At 52.4% G+C, this 17,765-nt stretch carries 20 protein-coding genes; 13 read left to right on the top strand and 7 right to left on the bottom strand.

Annotated features, from left to right (window positions below; all coding sequences use genetic code 11):
* Positions 1-15: 15 nt before the first annotated feature.
* From JYB63_RS08930 to JYB63_RS08940, 3 genes are all read left to right on the top strand, one after another.
* Positions 16-1,527, top strand: a complete 1,512-nt coding sequence (locus tag JYB63_RS08930) for a tripartite tricarboxylate transporter permease (RefSeq protein WP_205657511.1) — start codon at positions 16-18, stop codon at positions 1,525-1,527.
* Positions 1,528-1,626: 99 nt separating this feature from the next.
* Positions 1,627-2,571 carry a Bug family tripartite tricarboxylate transporter substrate binding protein gene (locus JYB63_RS08935; protein ID WP_205657512.1) on the top strand — a complete coding sequence of 315 codons (945 nt, stop codon included), beginning with the start codon at positions 1,627-1,629 and terminating at the stop codon, positions 2,569-2,571.
* A 309-nt stretch (positions 2,572-2,880) separates the two neighbouring features.
* Positions 2,881-3,822, top strand: a complete 942-nt coding sequence (locus JYB63_RS08940) for a LysR substrate-binding domain-containing protein (RefSeq protein ID WP_205657513.1) — start codon at positions 2,881-2,883, stop codon at positions 3,820-3,822.
* Positions 3,823-3,921: 99 nt separating this feature from the next.
* On the opposite strand, the gene JYB63_RS08945 is transcribed toward JYB63_RS08940, so the two are convergent.
* Positions 3,922-6,126: a heavy metal translocating P-type ATPase gene (locus tag JYB63_RS08945; RefSeq protein WP_205657514.1), complete on the bottom strand. Its 2,205-nt coding sequence runs from the start codon at positions 6,124-6,126 to the stop codon at positions 3,922-3,924.
* Between the two features lie 186 nt (positions 6,127-6,312).
* Here JYB63_RS08945 and JYB63_RS08950 point away from each other — a divergent pair, with 186 nt between their 5' ends.
* The 5 genes from JYB63_RS08950 to JYB63_RS08970 all read left to right on the top strand — a co-directional run bounded on the left by JYB63_RS08950 (position 6,313) and on the right by JYB63_RS08970 (position 8,559).
* Entirely contained in the window at positions 6,313-6,663 is a 351-nt protein-coding gene (locus tag JYB63_RS08950; protein ID WP_205657516.1) for a hypothetical protein, read from the top strand.
* Positions 6,664-6,696: 33 nt separating this feature from the next.
* A complete protein-coding gene (gene cueR, locus JYB63_RS08955; protein ID WP_205657517.1) occupies positions 6,697-7,092 on the top strand; it encodes a Cu(I)-responsive transcriptional regulator in 396 nt (131 codons plus the stop codon).
* Positions 7,093-7,133: 41 nt separating this feature from the next.
* A complete protein-coding gene (locus JYB63_RS08960) occupies positions 7,134-7,643 on the top strand; it encodes a DUF411 domain-containing protein (protein ID WP_205657518.1) in 510 nt (169 codons plus the stop codon).
* A gap of 92 nt (positions 7,644-7,735) precedes the next feature.
* Positions 7,736-8,344 (top strand): LysE family translocator, encoded by a 609-nt coding sequence (locus JYB63_RS08965; protein ID WP_205657519.1) that lies wholly within the window; start codon positions 7,736-7,738, stop codon positions 8,342-8,344.
* Positions 8,311-8,559 (top strand): hypothetical protein, encoded by a 249-nt coding sequence (locus JYB63_RS08970; RefSeq protein ID WP_205657520.1) that lies wholly within the window; start codon positions 8,311-8,313, stop codon positions 8,557-8,559. Before JYB63_RS08965 ends, JYB63_RS08970 begins: the two co-directional genes overlap by 34 nt.
* Before the next feature lie 66 nt (positions 8,560-8,625).
* Here the strand turns inward: JYB63_RS08970 and JYB63_RS08975 are convergent, their stop codons facing one another.
* Positions 8,626-8,922 (bottom strand): MTH1187 family thiamine-binding protein, encoded by a 297-nt coding sequence (locus JYB63_RS08975; RefSeq protein WP_205657521.1) that lies wholly within the window; start codon positions 8,920-8,922, stop codon positions 8,626-8,628.
* 290 nt (positions 8,923-9,212) lie between these two features.
* On the opposite strand from JYB63_RS08975, the gene JYB63_RS08980 reads away from it, so the two are divergent.
* Positions 9,213-10,640, top strand: coding sequence for an aldehyde dehydrogenase family protein (locus JYB63_RS08980; protein ID WP_205657522.1), 1,428 nt, complete (start codon positions 9,213-9,215; stop codon positions 10,638-10,640).
* A 141-nt stretch (positions 10,641-10,781) separates the two neighbouring features.
* Here the strand turns inward: JYB63_RS08980 and JYB63_RS08985 are convergent, their stop codons facing one another.
* Together JYB63_RS08985 and JYB63_RS08990 are read right to left on the bottom strand one after the other, a co-directional pair.
* The gene (locus tag JYB63_RS08985; RefSeq protein WP_243431912.1) at positions 10,782-11,696 is read right to left on the bottom strand and encodes a pseudouridine-5'-phosphate glycosidase; all 915 of its coding nucleotides are present in this window, start codon (positions 11,694-11,696) and stop codon (positions 10,782-10,784) included.
* 37 nt (positions 11,697-11,733) lie between these two features.
* Positions 11,734-12,837: a PfkB family carbohydrate kinase gene (locus JYB63_RS08990; protein WP_205657524.1), complete on the bottom strand. Its 1,104-nt coding sequence runs from the start codon at positions 12,835-12,837 to the stop codon at positions 11,734-11,736.
* A gap of 182 nt (positions 12,838-13,019) precedes the next feature.
* Here JYB63_RS08990 and JYB63_RS08995 point away from each other — a divergent pair, with 182 nt between their 5' ends.
* Positions 13,020-13,463 carry an Lrp/AsnC family transcriptional regulator gene (locus JYB63_RS08995; protein WP_205657525.1) on the top strand — a complete coding sequence of 148 codons (444 nt, stop codon included), beginning with the start codon at positions 13,020-13,022 and terminating at the stop codon, positions 13,461-13,463.
* A 6-nt stretch (positions 13,464-13,469) separates the two neighbouring features.
* Here the strand turns inward: JYB63_RS08995 and speB are convergent, their stop codons facing one another.
* A complete protein-coding gene (gene speB / locus JYB63_RS09000; RefSeq protein WP_205657526.1) occupies positions 13,470-14,288 on the bottom strand; it encodes an agmatinase in 819 nt (272 codons plus the stop codon).
* Between the two features lie 9 nt (positions 14,289-14,297).
* Positions 14,298-15,059: a transporter substrate-binding domain-containing protein gene (locus tag JYB63_RS09005; RefSeq protein WP_205657527.1), complete on the bottom strand. Its 762-nt coding sequence runs from the start codon at positions 15,057-15,059 to the stop codon at positions 14,298-14,300.
* A 31-nt stretch (positions 15,060-15,090) separates the two neighbouring features.
* Between JYB63_RS09005 and JYB63_RS23510 the strand changes: the two genes are divergently transcribed.
* Together JYB63_RS23510 and JYB63_RS09010 are read left to right on the top strand one after the other, a co-directional pair.
* Complete coding sequence (locus JYB63_RS23510; protein WP_272873552.1) at positions 15,091-15,213, top strand: hypothetical protein; 123 nt, start codon at positions 15,091-15,093, stop codon at positions 15,211-15,213.
* A 131-nt stretch (positions 15,214-15,344) separates the two neighbouring features.
* Entirely contained in the window at positions 15,345-16,229 is an 885-nt protein-coding gene (locus JYB63_RS09010) for a DMT family transporter (RefSeq protein WP_205657528.1), read from the top strand.
* Position 16,230: 1 nt separating this feature from the next.
* Here JYB63_RS09010 and JYB63_RS09015 read toward each other — a convergent pair whose 3' ends face one another.
* Positions 16,231-16,689, bottom strand: a complete 459-nt coding sequence (locus tag JYB63_RS09015) for an Lrp/AsnC family transcriptional regulator (RefSeq protein WP_205657529.1) — start codon at positions 16,687-16,689, stop codon at positions 16,231-16,233.
* A gap of 309 nt (positions 16,690-16,998) precedes the next feature.
* Between JYB63_RS09015 and JYB63_RS09020 the strand changes: the two genes are divergently transcribed.
* Complete coding sequence (locus JYB63_RS09020) at positions 16,999-17,745, top strand: response regulator transcription factor (RefSeq protein WP_205657530.1); 747 nt, start codon at positions 16,999-17,001, stop codon at positions 17,743-17,745.
* Positions 17,746-17,765 lie beyond the last annotated feature (20 nt).

Here is a 17,765-nt window from a genome sequence, read left to right on the forward strand (position 1 = left end):
GTAAGGGGTGTAGTAATGTTTGATAATATTTTAAGTGGCTTTGGTGCAATTCTTTCTGTTGGCCCGATCCTCGGTATTATTGCCGGTGTCATCATCGGTATTATTTTCGGCGCAATTCCGGGTATTTCCGGCATCATGGCCATCGCCATTATTCTGCCGCTGACGTTTTATGTTGATCCTATTATCGGTATCACGATGCTGCTGGCGGTGTATAAGGCCGGTATCTATGGCGGATCTATTTCAGCCATTCTGATTAATACACCGGGGGCTGCTGCGTCCTTTTTAACCGCGGTTGACGGTAACGCGCTGACCAAAGCCGGTAAAGCCGGTAAAGCGCTGGATATTTCGCTGTTCTCTTCTGTTTCCGGTGAGATGCTGGCGACGCTGGTTCTGATCCTTGTGGCGGCGCCGATTTCGGCAATCTCGTTGCAGGCGGGGCCGATTGAAAAAGTCTTCCTGCTGCTGTTTGCCTTTACGGTTATCGGCACGCTGGCGGGTGAATCCATTCCCCGTGGTTTGCTGTCCTGCTGCTTAGGTATGCTGTTTGCGATGGTGGGTATGTCGACGATCACCGGCGCGTCCCGCTTTACATTTGGCTATACCGAACTGATGGCAGGCTTCACGTTCACGCCAATGCTGATCGGTATTCTGGTAATGCCGGAAGTGATCAATGTAATTCGCCGGCGGAGGGTGCCGCATCATGAAATGATGATTACCCACTCTCCCAAGCCGGAAGATAACCGCATCAGCTTTAAGGAGTTCCGTTCTGTCTTCCGTACGATTCTGAAGTCCAGTGGTATCGGTACATTCATCGGTGCATTACCGGGTCTGGGTTCCAGTACCGCTGCTTTTATTGCTTACGGTGAAGCCAAGCGTACTTCGAAAAAACCGGAGGAATACGGTAAAGGTTCTGTAGAAGGTATCGCTGCGGCGGAGTCTGCCAATAACGCGGTATGTGGCTCCAGTATGATTCCGATGCTGACCCTGAGTATTCCCGGTGATGATGTGGCAGCTCTGCTGATGGGGGCGTTCCTGATCCACGGTTTAACACCGGGTCCGTTAATCTTCTTTGAGCACACAGAAACCATTTATGCGATCTTCGCAGGCTTCCTGATCACTGATCTGTTCCTGCTGGGGATTGCCAAGTTAGGCTTCCGATTCTTTGTGAAGGTTGCCTCACTGCGCCGTTATTACATATTCCCCTGTGTGACAGTGTTTGCTTTCACCGGCGCCTTTACCGCAGGCCAGAATATGAATGACATTCTGATCCTGATTGCCTTCACCATCATGGGCTACTCCATGCGGGTATTCGGGCTGAATCCGGCGGTGTTCATTATCGGCTTCATTCTGACGCCGTTCCTTGAACAGAACCTGGATCAGGCACTGGCGATTGTCGGTACTGACTACCACTTATTCTTTGCTTCACCTTTCTCCTGGGTATTTATCGCCCTGTCAGCTTTCTTCGTTTATTCGAGTATTCGGATGCGTAATAAGGCTGCCAGAGCACCACAGGAAAAAGCTGTATAGCCGGAATTATGAACCCCCAAACTTCACACCGACTAAAGCTAAGGGCAGTCCGGTGCGGATAAACATAACTTAAATAAAAATAAAGCTAGGAAATAAAGTATGAAAAATACCCAAAAAACCTTGTTAGCCTTGGCCGGTGCTTTAGCGGTTTCTTTCTCTGCAGGTGCGATGGCGGAGTATCCTGAAAAACCGATCAACGTAATCGTGCCTTACGGTGCAGGTGGTGATTCCGACCTGACAACCCGTATCTGGGCAGATGCTGTTGAGAAAGAGCTGGGTGTACCAGTTGTTGTTATCAACAAAGCTGGTGGCGGCGGTGTGGTTGGTACCTCTTTCGTTGCTAACTCCAAGAACGACGGTTACACCCTGATCAATGCCGGTCTGGGTAACATGCTGGTAACGCCTAACTTCAGCAAGACACCTTATGACTTCGACAGCTTTGAGCCGATCGTTAAGATGACTGCTGTACCGCTGGCGGTTGTGGTATCAAAAGACAGCCCTTACACCAACTTTGATGAGTTCGTTGCCGGTGCTAAAGCCAACAAGCTGACTCAGGGTTCTTGGGGTGCTTCATCTTCCGGAACCATTCTGGCAAACATCATTGCTGACCAGGCCGGTTACAGCGTTAAGTACGTTCACGCGAAAGGCGCTGCTGCATCCATGGTATCTGTAGTTGGTGGTCACATCGATTCTGCAGTTTCTTTCCCGCCGGCATTCGGTCCTCATGTTAAGGGTGACCGTGCCCGTGCACTGGTTATGAACCAGAAGATGGATGCTTTCCCGGGCGTACCGACGTTCGCAGACTACGGTATCAAGGGCAGCTTCGAAGGTTGGTCCGGTGTATTTGCGCCAAAAGGTGTACCGGAAGAAGTAATTACAAAACTGAAAGCTGCTACAGCTAAAGTAATGACTGATCCAAAAGTACTGCAGAGCTACGAGAACATCGGCGCAGTGGTTGATTTCCGATATGGTCCTGAGTGGGTTGCTGATATGAAAGTGACTTACGACATCATGAAAGACGCTGCTGCTAAGGTGAAGAAGTAAGCCATAGCACTTACTCCGGCAGCCTGACAGGCTGCCGGATACTTCTGTAAAAGCCTGTTTTATTCCCTTCTTTTTCTGCTTTTAATCTTTTTCAGTTTTTTATTTGTTCTTTTGGTTGGTTCTGCTGTGTTTATCTTTACGGAATGCGTTGGATAAACGGTTGCTTCTGTATTTGAGAGTCATTACTTTCAGACTGTTTTTGCCAATATTCATCAGATAAACTGATATTTTGTAAATGTCATTTGCTGTTAATAACGTGCTGTGCCTGTTGATGGCCGGATCAGTTCAGTGCACTTCTGAGGAGAGACTATGAACCTTAACCAGATGGAATCTTTTCGTGCGGTGATGCTCACCGGCTCAGTCTCTCAGGCAGCTAAGCAGCTTTACCGGACCCAGCCGGCGGTCAGCATGGTGATCAGCTCACTGGAGAAGCAGATTGGTTTTCAGCTGTTTGAGCGCCGCAAGAAGCGGCTGTATCCGACGCCGGAAGCGAATTACTTATACGCCGAGATTGAGGCGATCTTTTCACGTATCAATGACGTCAGCCAGACCCTGCAGGATATTCAGAATAAGCAGTACGGGTTCCTCCGGATTGGTTGTATGCCAGGACCGTCTAACTTCTTTGTACCGGATCTGGTTGCCGACTTTCTTGAAGAGCACCCGAAGATTCAGGCTTCTCTGCAAACCCGGACATCAGAAGGGGTGCGTGAGTGGGTGGCTTCAGACCAGTATGACATCGGTCTGACGGAGCTGACCGAGCGGGATTCTGCGATCGATAAAGAAGTGTTTTCCCTGTCTTGTCTGTGTGCCTTGCCAGCAGATCATCCGCTGGCGGTGCATGAGGTGATTACACCGGAACATCTGGACGATGAACCGATGATTACCCTGCACCCGGACCACTCCACGTATTATGCCCTGCAGCAGTTATTTCAGTCTTCGGGGTACCGTATGAATGTACGCCTGCAGACCCGGTTCTTTATTCCTGCGCTGCGATTTATCGAACGGGGGCTGGGGGTTTGTATTATGGACCCGATATCCGCCGCCAGTTATTGCTCTTATGCACAGCCCGGTAAGGTGGTGTTTCGCCGTTTTGATTCTGATGTCTGCTTAAAGTTGGGGATTATTTATCCGGCTAACAAACCCCGTTCTTTGATCACACAGGATTTTGCAGACCAGTTACGTAGCCGTATTCAGGCCCTTGATGAGCAGCCGGAAGCCTTGTTTGCCTGGGGAAAGGCTGAAGACTCCTGAGGTATTGCTGGGCTGAAAGAATGCCGGGCCTGAAGAAATGCCAGAAGAATCTGGCTGCCACCTTATCCCCGCAAGGAATAAGGTGGCAGTTAGCTTTGCTTAGTTACCGGGCTTAAACAGCCGTAAACGGTTGGCGTTACTGATAACGCTGATGGATGACAGGGCCATGGCGGCACCGGCGACCACCGGGCTGAGCAGAATCCCGGTAAACGGGAACAGCACGCCGGCGGCGACCGGAATACCCAGGGTGTTGTACATGAATGCGGCAAACAGGTTCTGTTTGATGTTGAGCAGGGTCGCACGGGATATATCCACCGCGTCAGCGATACTGTCTACAGAGCTGTGTAGCAATACCATGTCAGCGCTTTCGATGGCGATGTCAGTCCCCTGGCCGATGGCCAGACCCACATCTGCCCGGGCAAGGGCCGGCGCATCATTAATGCCGTCACCGGCCATGGCAACTTTGCAGCCCATCTTCTGAAATTCTGCTACCTGTTCAGCTTTGTCTGCGGGCATCAGACCTGCATAGAAGTCGTCCAGCTTCAGTGCGGTAGCAACTGCCTGCGCGGTCTGAGGATTGTCCCCGGTCAGCATGATGACTCTTAATCCCTGACTTTGCAGACGGGCAACAGCAGTACGGCTGTCTTCACGGATCGGGTCGCTGATACTGATCATACCGGCCAGCTGCTGGTCAACCGCAAGAAATACCGGTGTCTGGGCGCTGTCCATCCCCAGAGTCAGGCTGTACATATCTGCCAGATCAATGCCCAGGGTTTCCATATAGGCTTCATTACCGAGATGCAGCTGGCGACCAGACTGTTCGCCGGTGACACCGCGGCCAACAATGGCACTGAAGTTTTCCACCGGCAGTACTTCTGCCGTATTGGCCTGACAGATAGCCGCTGCCAGCGGGTGTTCTGAATGCTGTTCCAGTGAAGCGGCAAACTGCAGCAACTGGCTGTCGGTGATGCCGCTGGCTCTGGTCTGGGTGACCTGAGGTTTACCTTCTGTCAGGGTACCGGTTTTATCCAGCATCACCGTATCTATACCGGCGGCGCTTTGCAGTGTTTTGGCGTTACGGATCAGGATGCCGTAGTCGGCAGCCTTGGCAATACCCCGCATGACAGCCATCGGTGTGGCCAGTCCCAGCGCGCAGGGGCAGGCGATGACCAGTACGGTGGTGGCTGTAATCAGCATATAGGTCAGCTGCGGTTCCGGACCGAACAGGTACCAGATGGCAGCAGTGACTGCGCTGATGACCAGTACTACCGGCACAAAAATCGCAGAGATTTTATCCGCCAGCCGGGCAATTTCCGGCTTGCTGGCCTGAGCCTGCTGTACCATATCTATGATCTTGCTGATGACGGTATCAGCCCCTACTTTCTCTGCTTCGATCAGCAGGCTGCCGGTTTGGTTCAGCGTACCGGCAATCACCTGATCGCCGGTGGTTTTAGTGACCGGAACAGGCTCCCCGCTGAGCATGGACTCATCTACCAGGCTCTGACCTTCCACGACCCGGGCGTCCACCGGAATCTGCTCGCCGGGGCGCAGCTGGATATGATCACCCACCTGAACCTCTTCAAGGAGTACTTCCTGAGCGGAACCTTCACGGATCAGCCGGACTTGCTTGGGTTGCAGGTTGAGCAGTTTTTCTACCGCGCTGGAAGTCTGGCGCTGGCCACGGATTTCGATCGCGTTGCCCAGATTGATCAGGCCGATAATCATGGCGGAGGCTTCAAAGTAAACGTGGCGGGAGCCGTCAGGGAACAGGTCCGGAAACATTACCACAGCCATTGAATACAGCCAGGCGCTGCCGGTGCCCAGCGCCACCAGAGAGTCCATAGTAGCGCTGCGGTGTTTAAGGGCATTCCAGCCGCCGGTAAAGAAGTGCCGGCCGGGAAACACCAGTACAGCCAGTGTCAGCATGCCGACTGCTGCCCAGATCATCTGATCCTGCACAGTGGTGATATTCATGCTGTCGGTCAGCCAGCCAATCAGCATCAGTGGCAGGCCTAACGCCAGCGCCAGTGCGGCACTGCGCAGCCGCAGCCGGTAAGTATTCTCTTCCTGTTGCTGCAACTGGGCACGATACTCAGGGCTGTTCTGATCTACTTTGGCACCAAAGCCGATGTCTTCGACCGCGTGGATCAGATCTGCTTCGCTGATGTCACCTTCCACACGCAAACGGCGCTGGGGGAAGTTAACCCTGGCCTGGCTGACGCCAGGTGTTTCTGCCAGCCCCCGCTCTATTTTGCCGACACAGCCGGCACAGCGGACACCTTCAAGGATAAGGGTGGTAGCCATGTTAATGCTCCGGAATTACACACTGATGGAATCTTTTTCAGGGAGTGTAAAGCTTCCCCCAGGGGGAAGGTCAAGGCAGATATTGAGCTGTATCAAAACCGCAGGGTAATACGCAATTTCCCCTTGATTTTCGCGGCGGAAGCAACGAGTCTATAAAAGAAACTGCATAACTGAAATTGCTTTTAGATGATTAAATCCGTACACAACAGCTTTATATCACGACGCCACTGGCTGCTGATTTTGCTGACACTGATATTCCTGACGGGTCAGTGGATAGCAATGGCTCAGCCGGTGTCTGCTGCTGTGCCTGTGACAGGTGCGGCAATGGAGATGGCAGATTGTGATGGCTGCGGGCACGAAGCTGCAGACTACTGTGACAGCATCTGTGCGCTGGGTACGGGGTGCTCACCACAGATCGGGGGAAACACAGTACTGGTGTTGCCGAAGGCCGGATTTGTGCGGGTTGATTATCAGACAAGCTATCAGTTTCGGTATGCTGAACCCATCTATCATCCTCCCATACAGATCCATACATAAGCTTGTTAACTTTTTGTTTGTGGATACTGATGTATGAATATTTCTCAGGCCGCAGCGGCCACCGGACTTAGCGCGAAGACGATTCGTTATTACGAACAGCAGGGTGTTGTTGCCCCGGCTGAGCGTTCCGATAACGGTTACCGGACCTATTCGCCGGCACATATTGATGAACTGAGGTTTATCAAACGGACCCGCAGTCTTGGGTTTTCGCTGGAAGAGGCCCGTGATTTGTTGCGCCTTGCTCAGGATCCCAACCGCACCAGTGCAGAAGTGAAGAGTAAAGCACTGGAGCATATTGAAAAGATCACCGGGCAGATCGAAGCATTAGAAGCGATGCGCGATGCTTTACTGCCGATTGTTGAGCAGTGTCAGGGCGATGAATCCGTTGAATGCCCGATCATTGATCAGCTGAGTGGTCGTACCCAGTAACAGATTATCCGGTATATTTTCATACCCGATCTGGAGTGATGATGAAGAATTTTTTCCGGGCCGGCCAGCGTGCAGCCCTGCTTTTTGTAACTGTTTTAATGAGTGTTTCCTTCTCTGCTGTGACTCAGGCGGCGGACCCTTTCTGGAAAGAAAGTAACGATAATACGGCGTATCCTATCACGGTTTATCGCAGTACTACCTGCGGTTGCTGTAAAGCCTGGGTAGACCATCTGAAGGACCATAACTTCAAAGTGAAGGAAATCACCGATTCAGAAATGACGGCGGTGAAAAAGGCCTTTGGTGTGCCGCAAAATATGGCCTCCTGCCATACGGCGTCCATTAACGGCAAAATCATAGAAGGACATGTTCCGGCTCAGGATATTAAACGGATGCTGGAAACCGATAACGATATCCGTCTGCTGACTGTGCCGGGTATGGTTTCCGGCACCCCGGGGATGGATATGGACGGTGCCGAAAAGCATGACTTCAGGGTTTATGCTGTTAAAAACAACGGTGATCAGTCCGTCTTTAATACCTATGCGGACTACTGATCCGGCATAAAACCCTCCTTTTTCCATGGTTGCCGCCTGGCTGACAGGCGGCGTATCATGGCCTGAACTGAAACGGATCAGGCCGGAAACTGATGGAAAATTACCTGTTATTCATACTCATTGCGGCGGCTGTAATTGCCAGTCCCGGGCCGGGTATTGTCCTGACGCTGAAAAATACACTGCAGTATGATTTCCGGGGCGCTTTGCCAGGGATCGCCGGTGTGGCGCTGGGCATGTTGCTGATCGCCGTATTGTCGGCGGCCGGGTTAGGTTTGTTGCTGACCACGTCTGCACTGGCGTTTACGGTGCTTAAATATCTGGGGGCAGCTTATCTGATTTATCTGGGTATTAAGCTGTGGCGCAGCAGTGGTCAGGTGGCGGATTTGTCTGCCGGACGGCGTCATTCAGTAAGAAAACGGTTTTCAGAAGGTCTGGGGATAACGGCCCTTAACCCTAAACCGATCGTATTTTTTCTATCACTGTTTCCGCAATTTATTGATCCGGCGACGGCTTATATTCCGCAGTTTGCTTTGCTGGCGCTGACTTTTAGCGCTTTGGTGGTAGTTATACACTGTGGCTATGCTGCAGCTGCTACTCTGGCCCGTGATAAACTGCGTACACCCAGAGGCAGTGAAGTTATCAATAAAGTGAGCGGAGGAGTATTTGTATGTTTTGGCTTAGCTCTGACATCAAGCAAGTAAGTATTAAGAACGTTGCTATCGGTATTTTTCTGCTGATTCTGGCGGGATACGGGTATTTTGGCGACGGTTCAGGCTTGTTGCCGGAACTGAATGACAAGCAGAACATGCTGATCATTGCTGTGATCGGATTTGGCAGTTTGTTTTACGGTGTGAAGGATTATTTTTTCTATAAGCCTGAAGATGAACCGGAAGACGAACCGGATTCAAAAGAGTAGTAATAGCTGTGAATAACAGGTGACGCCTGATATGCATCACCTGTCACTCTGACAGGACAGAACGTCTTACAGCTTCTCGTTAACGCTGTCGATTTTGTCCTGAATAGTCTGCGCTTTATCGGTACGGGTACCCAGTTTCATGTGGCTGGTGATACGTACTGCACCCATCTCGTGAAGATCTTCGTGGCAACGCTTAACCGCGGCCAGAACGTCATCCCACTCGCCTTCAACGTTAGTGCCATAGCTGTGCATCTGGTGGCTCAGGCCTGCTTCCTGAAAAATTTTCTGGCAGTGTGCCACGTACGGTGAAACGGATATGCCAACGCCACCCGGAGACACCATGATATCCATGATTACGAACATGTTAATTCCTCTCAAATTCAGTGATACCGGGCATAATAGCACTGCCGGGTAAGGACAGAAAATCACCCTATTTAGTCTAATGCAGCACTTCAGTAAGGTATATTGAGTAATTTTTAAGTGATTAATATTTTCTTCAAAAGCTGTGTTTGTTGAAATTATTAACAGTAAATGGCGTATTATTTTGTGTTTTTGGCTTGTCTGTTGAAGGTTGCTTCTCTATGATCTGTGGCAATCATTATTAAAAGATGGGGGCCTGAGTGCAGGTCAACACCCCGATAGGAGTATCTGCCATGTTGTATAAACGCGATTTTTACATCAACGGAGCCTGGGTGGCACCGAGCCAGGCCAATGACTGCGAGGTAATCAACCCTGCAAATGCCGAGCCCTGTGCGGTTATTTCTCTGGGTAGCCAGGCGGATACTGATGCGGCGGTTGCGGCTGCGCGGCAGGCGTTCGACAGCTGGTCGGAAACTCCGAAAGAAGAACGCCTGAATCTGCTCAAGGCACTGTTGCGTGAATACGAAAAGCGTAACGATGATATGGCGGCGGCGATTTCGATGGAAATGGGCGCGCCGATTGATCTGGCAACCCGCGCGCAGGCCGGTTCCGGCAGCGAACACATTGAAGGCTTTATCGAAGCGTTTGAGAACTTTGAGTTTGAAAAATCACTGGGTAATAACGAACAGCTGATTCACGAGCCGATTGGTGTGTGCGGCATGATTACGCCTTGGAACTGGCCGATGAATCAGGTCACGCTGAAGGTCATTCCTGCACTGGCCGTAGGCTGTACAGTGGTACTTAAGCCTTCAGAAGTGGCACCGCTGTCTTCCATTGTCTTTGCAGAAATGGTGGATGCTGCGGGCTTCCCGCCGGGTGTTTTCAACATGGTGAATGGTGACGGTGTCGGCGTTGGCAGCCAGCTGTCCGGCCATCCTGATGTGGATATGCTGTCTTTCACCGGCTCCACCAGAGCAGGTGCGCTGATCAGTAAAGCGGCGGCGGATACTGTGAAGCGGGTGACACTGGAACTGGGCGGAAAAGGGGCCAATATCGTATTTGCTGATGCCGATGCCAAAGCGGTGAAACGCGGTACCTTCCATTGCTTTAACAACACGGGGCAGTCCTGTAACGCGCCGACCCGGATGCTGGTGGAGCGTTCGGTATACGATCAGGCGGTGGAAGAAGCGATTGCTGCGGCCGCTGCCACTGAGATTGCAGATCCGTCATTACCGGGTAAGCACATTGGCCCGGTGGTCAGTGAAATGCAGTACAACAAGATTCAGGAGCTGATTCAGGTCGGTATCGATGAAGGTGCGCGGCTGATCGCCGGTGGTACCGGTAAGCCGGAAGGTCTGGAGCAGGGATACTTTGTTAAACCAACCATCTTTGCTGATGTGAACAATGACATGCGCATTGCCCGGGAAGAAGTGTTTGGTCCTGTGCTGACGATGATTCCGTTTGATACGGAAGAGGAAGCCATCCGTATTGCCAACGATACCGATTACGGTCTGACTAACTATGTTCAGACTCAGGATCCGGAAAAAGCCCGTCGCGTTGCCCGTAAACTGCGCAGTGGCATGGTGCGGGTAAACGGTATTGATGCTGCCGGCGCATCTCCTTTCGGTGGTTACAAGCAGTCAGGTAATGGCCGTGAAGGCGGTGTCTGGGGGCTGGAAGACTTCCTGGAGATTAAACACGTGACTGACTGGCAGAGCTGATACGGCTCTGAGACGGTACTAAAAAATACCCCGCTGCTGCGGGGTATTTTTTTGCCTGTTACAGGCTTAATGTGCTGCATATATCGCCTGAAAGCGTTTAATGCGCTGGGGCTTACTAGTCGAGCTGATAGTTAGTCGAGCTTACAGCGCGCTGTATTCCGCAGCGATCTTAGCGGCTAACCGGGCGTTGTTCAGGACCAGCTGAATATTGGCTGCCAGACTCTTACCTTCGGTTACTTCTGCTACCCGGGCCAGCAGGAACGGGGTGCTTTCCTTGCCGCTGACACCCTGTTCATCCATCTCCTGCAGGGCCTTATCGATGACGCCGTCGATCATTGTCTGATCCAGTGCGTGGGCTTCAGGGATCGGGTTGGCAACCACTACGCCACCTTCCAGCCCCAGCTGCCATTTTGCCTGCAGTGCCTTAGCGATGGTCGCAGGATCTTCCAGCCGGTAATCCACACCGAATGGGCTGTTACGGGTGTAAAAGGCTGGCATGGTTTCAGTTTGGTAGCCCACCACCGGTACACCGTGGGTTTCCAGATATTCCAGGGTCAGGCCAATATCCAGAATGGATTTAGCGCCGGCGCAGACCACCGCCATTGAAGTGCCGGCCAGTTCCTGCAGGTCTGCAGAGACGTCCATGGTGGTTTCAGCACCCCGGTGAACCCCGCCGATACCGCCGGTTGCAAATACCCGGACGCCAGCCATGGCGGCAATGATCATCGTAGAAGCAACGGTGGTGGCGCCGTCCAGTTGCTGGGCAACAATGAACGGAATATCCCGGCGGCTGGTTTTGATCACGGCTTTGCCGGTTTTGCCTAGATAAGTAATTTCTTCTTCGCTCAGGCCAACTTTAAGACGGCCGTTGATGATGGCGATCGTGGCTGGCAGGGCACCGTTTTCACGGACGGTCTGTTCCACTTTTAAAGCGGTTTCAACATTTTGCGGGTACGGCATGCCGTGGGAAATAATGGTGGATTCCAGTGCCACAACCGGCTGGCCGGCAGCCAGGGCGGCGGCAACGTCAGGGTGGATATCCAGATACTGTTTCAGGTTGGCAGATTGTGCTGACATGTTTATTCCCATGTTCTTACATTGATTCGGACAGGAGCTGTGCCACGTTCAGGCGGGACATCTCCGGGTTTATTGTGGTTTGGCTGGCCAGGGCCAGATTGGCGGCGGCCAGTGCAAAACGGCAGGTTTGGTCTGCCGGCATCTGTTGCAGCCAGCCATGGCACAGGGCGGCCATCAGGGCATCGCCGGCACCGTTACTGTTAATAACTGTGTTGCAGCTGAGCTTGTGGTGGCAGGATTCGCCGTTACGGTGGCTGTAAAACAGCCCTTCGCTGCCCAGGCTGATAAACAGCCGCTCGACGCCTTCCTGATGAAACCAGTGGGCGAGGGTTTGCAGAGCGCTGTCGGAAAGGTCCGCCGGGTCAGTGTGAATACCGGAAATGGCTTCGGCTTCTGCAAGGTTAGGCTTAAGGGTATGAATACGGGACAGAAACGGCCGGATTTTAGGGGCTTTGCTGCTGGATACACAATCAACAAAAAAGCGCTGCTCCGGTAACTGACCGAACAGACATTCCAGGGTGCTGTTTTTCAGGTTGGTATCCAGTACCAGCAATTCAGCCCGGGCCAGCAAGCCTAAATGTTTACGCAGGTAATCCGGGCCGAAGGCATCGAGAATGGCCATGTCGGCAATGGCTTGCTGCATTTCGCCCTGTTCATCCACTAGTGACAGATAGCTGGAGGTGGCATGGCCGGGGATGGTGACCATCTGGCTGGTATCGATACCCGCCTGGCTGCTGAGTTCGGTGAGTTGCCGGCCGCTGTGATCATCACCTACCGGTGCAATCAGGTAGCAGTCTTCTCCCAGGCGGGCGAGGTTTTCGGCAATATTACGGCCGACGCCACCGGGGCTGTAACTGACGGTGCCAGGGGTAGAGCTGCCCGGTGTCAGTGCCTGACCGGGGGTGCCGAGAATATCCATATTGGCCCCGCCGATGACGACTGAATAACGCCGTTCACTGAGGATATAACCCCGGCCTTTAATAGCGCCCTTGGCGGTCAGGTTGGTCAGGTGGGTAGCCACGGCAGAACGGCTGATGCCCAGTGTTTCTGCCAGTTCCTGCTGGCTGATCAGTGGGTTTGCCTGCAGCAACTGTAAGAGCTGACGTTCACGATTGGTCATTTCTGGAATTTTGTCCGTAATTTGAATTTTGTCTATTTTATGGTTGTGGGACAAACAGTCAAGGCCCGTCCTTTATTCCGCCAGTAAATAACGGCCGGATGTTGCGCAACGGAGCTTTGCAGATTGCATTTACCAGCCTGCCGGGGGATGCTTATGCCTCACGACCGGTGAGGATGACTTGTTTGAAACTTGACAGTAAAGATCAGCAAATTCTGGCGCTGTTACAGAAAAATGCCCGTTTACCTACGGCTGAGATTGCCCGGGCAGTGAATCTGGCCCGTTCGACGGTGCAGGAGCGTATCCGGCGGCTTGAAGAGCAGGGCGTTATTGAGGGCTACAGTGTTCGGCTGAATGTGCAGTTATTGCCACGGCCGCAGTTTTTCAGCCGGGTATCGGTCAGTGTGCTGGCGCCTTATCAGTCGGCGGTTATCGGCCATCTGGAAACCGTTCCTCAGGTATATTGCTGTGAAACTGTCAGTGGCAGTGTTGATCTGATGCTGGAAGTGCGCGCCCATGATGCGGCAGAACTGGATGCGGTGATTGAAAAGATCAGTGCGCTCAAGGGTGTTGAGCGCACTGAGTCCGGGATCGTGCTGCGGGAGTTTTTCCGGCGCGACCTGCCGTGATTGAGCTTAGGCTTCCCGACAGTCCCTGAGTAGCAGAGCAGCAAGCTCTTTATAGAGTTTTGCGCATACCATGGCGGTCATGCCGTTGATATCCCGTGAGGGGTTATATTCAACAATATCAGCCCCGATAACAGGTGCATCCAGCTGTTGCAGGATACTGAGAATATCCCGTACCGTCAGCCCGCCAGGTTCATGATGGGAGACCCCGGGAGCAAATGCCGGATCCAGGGCATCAAGGTCGATGGAGATGTACACCGGCCCTTTAATGTCCAGTGTTGGGACCCCCTGCCAGTGACGCATTTCATGTACTTCTACACCGAACCTTTCCGCCTGCTGACGCTGGTGGTCATTGAGGGTGCGGATACCTACCTGAATCAGCCGGTCTGCCAGTTGCTCTTCCATGATTCGGGCAAACGGGCAGGCGTGGGAGTGGCGGTTGCCGAGTAACTCATCGTAGAGATCCGGATGGGCGTCAAAGTGCAGGATCGTCAGAGGCTCTCTGTCGGACTGTAGCCCACGGATCAGCGGGTAAGTCACGGAGTGATCGCCTCCCAGGCTAAGCAGTTTATGCCCGTCGCGACGAATGGCTGCAGCCCGCTGTTCGATACAGTCAAATGCACTTGCCTGATCGGGCCAGTCCAGCATGCCTGCGTCCTGCAGGCGGGTATCCTTGCCAATATCCACTCCCGACTCGCTGCTCAGGTTCGCCGAGCCGTTGTGCAGCACTTCCTGAATAATTGGCGGTGCTGCCGCGCTGCCGGTCAGGTGTGAGGAATTAAAGTCGAGGGGGATGCCCAGTACCGATACCGCCTGAAACGTCATCATAAATACCTGTTAATAAATGCTGAAAGGGAAGTAGCGGCTGTTAATGTCGGCATAGCGGCCATCGGCGACAATGGCACTGATAGCGTCACTGAACGCCTGCTTCAGGTCAGAACCTTTGCGAACGGCAATGGCAACCTTATCCTGAATGTCGATGTCAGCGCCTTTAAATTCAAAGGCTTGCCCATCGGCTGACTGCAACCAGTCCCAGGCCGGGCATTTATCGGAGACCAGCAAATCAATCCGCCCGGACTTCATATCAAGGTAGGCATTTTCCTGTGTGTCGTAGAGTTTGATATCCACGGTGCCACTGAAGTTGTCTTCCAGATACTGGCTGGACACAGTGGAACGGTATGCGCCGACAGTCAGGCCTTTCAGGCCGCTGTCTGAGATCTCAAAGCTGCGGTCTTTCGGCCCCAGCATCACCAGCACATTGGAATAGTAACGGTCGCTGAAGTCGACCACTTTAGAGCGCTCTGCGGTCACTGACATGGAGGAAATAATCGCATCAAATTTCTTTACCCTTAAACCGGGGATCATGCCGTCCCAGGGTTGGGAAACAATCTCACAGTCGGCCTGCATTTCCTCGCAGAGGGCGTTGGCAATGTCCACATCAAAGCCGCTCAGCTGGCCGCTGGCGTCAACGACCGCAAAGGGGGCGTATGAGCCGTCAATGGCGATGCGGATAGTGTCTGCCTGGCTGGTCAGGCTCAGGCTCAGGCTGCTAAGGGCAACTGCGCTTAGTGCCAGCCATTTTTTGATCCGGTATGTCATAGGTGATTCCTGATTATTTTTATTGGTGGTTGTGAGTTTTTATCTTGCCGGGGCTGGCTGGCCGGAAAATACCGTCAGAGCGCCGGAAATGATGCCCGTCACCGCTAAAACGCCGGAAGTGGATGGTTTTCAGTGGACAGCTTACGAATCGTAAGTAAAAGCTGCTAATAACTTTGATTATTAAAGTAGATAGCCGTTACTTCGTTAGTAAGGCTCTGTCGCGTTGCTGGGATAGCGGCTTAAAATAGCCGCCTGTTTGTGGTTTCTTGTCTGGAGTGAAACGAAATGAGTTTTATCAGCCCTGCACATTTATTGCTGATCAGTGTGGCAGCAATCTGGGGTTTCGCCTTTGTCGCGCAAAGTGCCGGTATGGATTATCTGGGCCCGCACAGTTTTAACGCGGCCCGTTTTATTCTGGGGGCTTTGTCACTGGTACCGCTCTGGATTCTGATGGGTAAACAGCGTCTGCCCCAGGGCAAAACGCTGCTTTATGGCGGTATTCTGGCGGGCAGCGTGATGTTTGCCGGTTTCAGTTTCCAGCAGATCGGTTTGCTGTATACCACCGCAGGTAATGCCGGATTTATCACCAGCATGTACATCGTGCTGGTACCGATTGCAGGCATTTTTCTCGGTCAGGCTACCAATATGAACACCTGGATCGGTGTTGTGCTGGCGGTTATCGGGCTTTATTACCTGTCCATCGGCCCGGATCTGAAGATCGGTTACGGGGACTTGCTGGAGCTGATAGGCGCGTTTTTCTGGACGGCGCACGTGATTACCATTGGCTGGTTGTCCCGTAAGGTTGATGCTATCGGTTTGTCTATTACTCAGTTTCTGGTGGCGGCAGTCTGGGCAACCGGCGCTGCAATGCTGTATGAAACGCCGGTGCTGGGGGATTTTCAGGCAGCCTGGTTGCCACTTCTCTATGCCGGTATCGCTTCCAGCGGTATTGCCTGTACGCTGCAGATTATTGCCCAGCGTAAAGTAGAGCCGAGTACGACGGCGCTGATCCTTTCAATGGAAGCACTGTTCGCTGTACTGGGTGGCTGGCTGCTGCTGGGCGAACACATCGGTATCAAGGAAATGATCGGTTGCAGCCTGATGCTGGCGGGTATGGTGGTCAGTCAGTGGCCGGCAAAACGCAAGCGTCAGCTGGCCGCACAGAGCTGATTCAGGACTCTGCCTCAGCGTTGAAAAATGTCTGGGGCAGTGGCCGTTCCACCGGGGTGGACAATATCATCATGGTGTTGGTATCACTCAGGTCACAAAACTCTTCCAGAATGGCATCCAGATGTGACATGGATGCCACCGCCAGCTTAACCAGAAACGCCTGTTCACCGGTGACGTTCTGGCATTCAATGACCTCATCATAGCTCAGTACCAGGGCCTTAAACTGGCGTTCTTTGGTACGGAATACCTTGCATTGCACCAGCGCGACGATAGGATATCCGAGCTTATCCAGATTTACTTTCAGGCTGTAACCGGTAATAACTCCGCTTTGCTCTAATTTTCGAATTCTTTCTGCCACCGCCGGGGCTGACAGGTGTACCCGTTTGCCCAGTTCTGCATACGAAATGCGGGCATTTTCCTGAAGAGCGGCAATTATTTTTCGGTTTATAGCGTCAGTCATTTGTAGCTGCGAGTCCTGATTGCGGATAGCTAACTATGGGTGTTTCCTGTGGGGCTGGCAAGAGGCATTTATTCGCTGTTCCGGCCGGCTTTATACAGCTGTTATTCAGGTGGTTGGTTTCTATATGGTTTATAGATCAATGACCTATGGATATTCATAGGTAGATTATTGGTTACATTAATTCTAGTGTTTACAAAGGAAAAATTGTTTTAAACGGCGATGGCATTGGTTGTTATGGAGATTTCTGGCGCTGAACGTTCAGGGATGCCGGTCAGTACACCGGGTTCAGCGTTTACATGAATGGTTGCAATGCGTATGCGGTTAAGTGGTGTGGAAGAAATTCTGGTTGTGGATGACTCGCCAGATGACCTGCGATTTCTGAGTCAGCTGCTACAGGCAGAAAATTATCAGGTTCGACCCGTTCTGAGTGCCAGTGAAGCGTTTGCCGCACTGGACAATCAGTTAGCAGATTTAATTTTACTCGACATAAAAATGCCCGGTATGGACGGTTTTGAACTGTGCCGGCAACTGAAAGCGAATGAGCGCACGGCGGATATCCCCGTCATTTATATGAGTGCCCTGAGTGAGACTGAAGATGTGGTCAGAGGATTACAGCTGGGGGCAGTGGATTATCTTGTAAAGCCGCTGAAGTCGGCAGAAGTACTGGCCCGGATTGCAGTTCATCTGGAGATCTGCCGGGGGTATTCTGAGCTTGAGCTGCGCAATAAGTCCCTGCGGCGTATTAATAAGCAGCTTGAAGGCATTATTGATAATTTTGACGGTGCCAAAGGTAATGCACCGGTCAGTAAAGCGGCCCGCAAAACCAAAAAATCCGGTGCGGGCGGCACCGTTAAGCTTACCGCCAGAGAACTGGATTGCCTGTCACTGCTGGCGCAGGGCTACCGGACGGTGCAAATAGCGGATCAGTTGAATATTAAGCCTGTCACTGTGGAGTTTCATCTGGCGAATGTGCGCAACAAGCTTGAAGCCAAAACACGGGAACAGGCTTTGGTCACCGCAATTATGCAGGGATTGATGGAACCAGCGTTTCATTAGACGTCTTAACCGCCGGGAAT

Source organism: Aliamphritea spongicola (genome assembly GCF_017051665.1).
Taxonomy (GTDB): Bacteria; Pseudomonadota; Gammaproteobacteria; order Pseudomonadales; family Balneatricaceae; genus Amphritea; species Amphritea spongicola.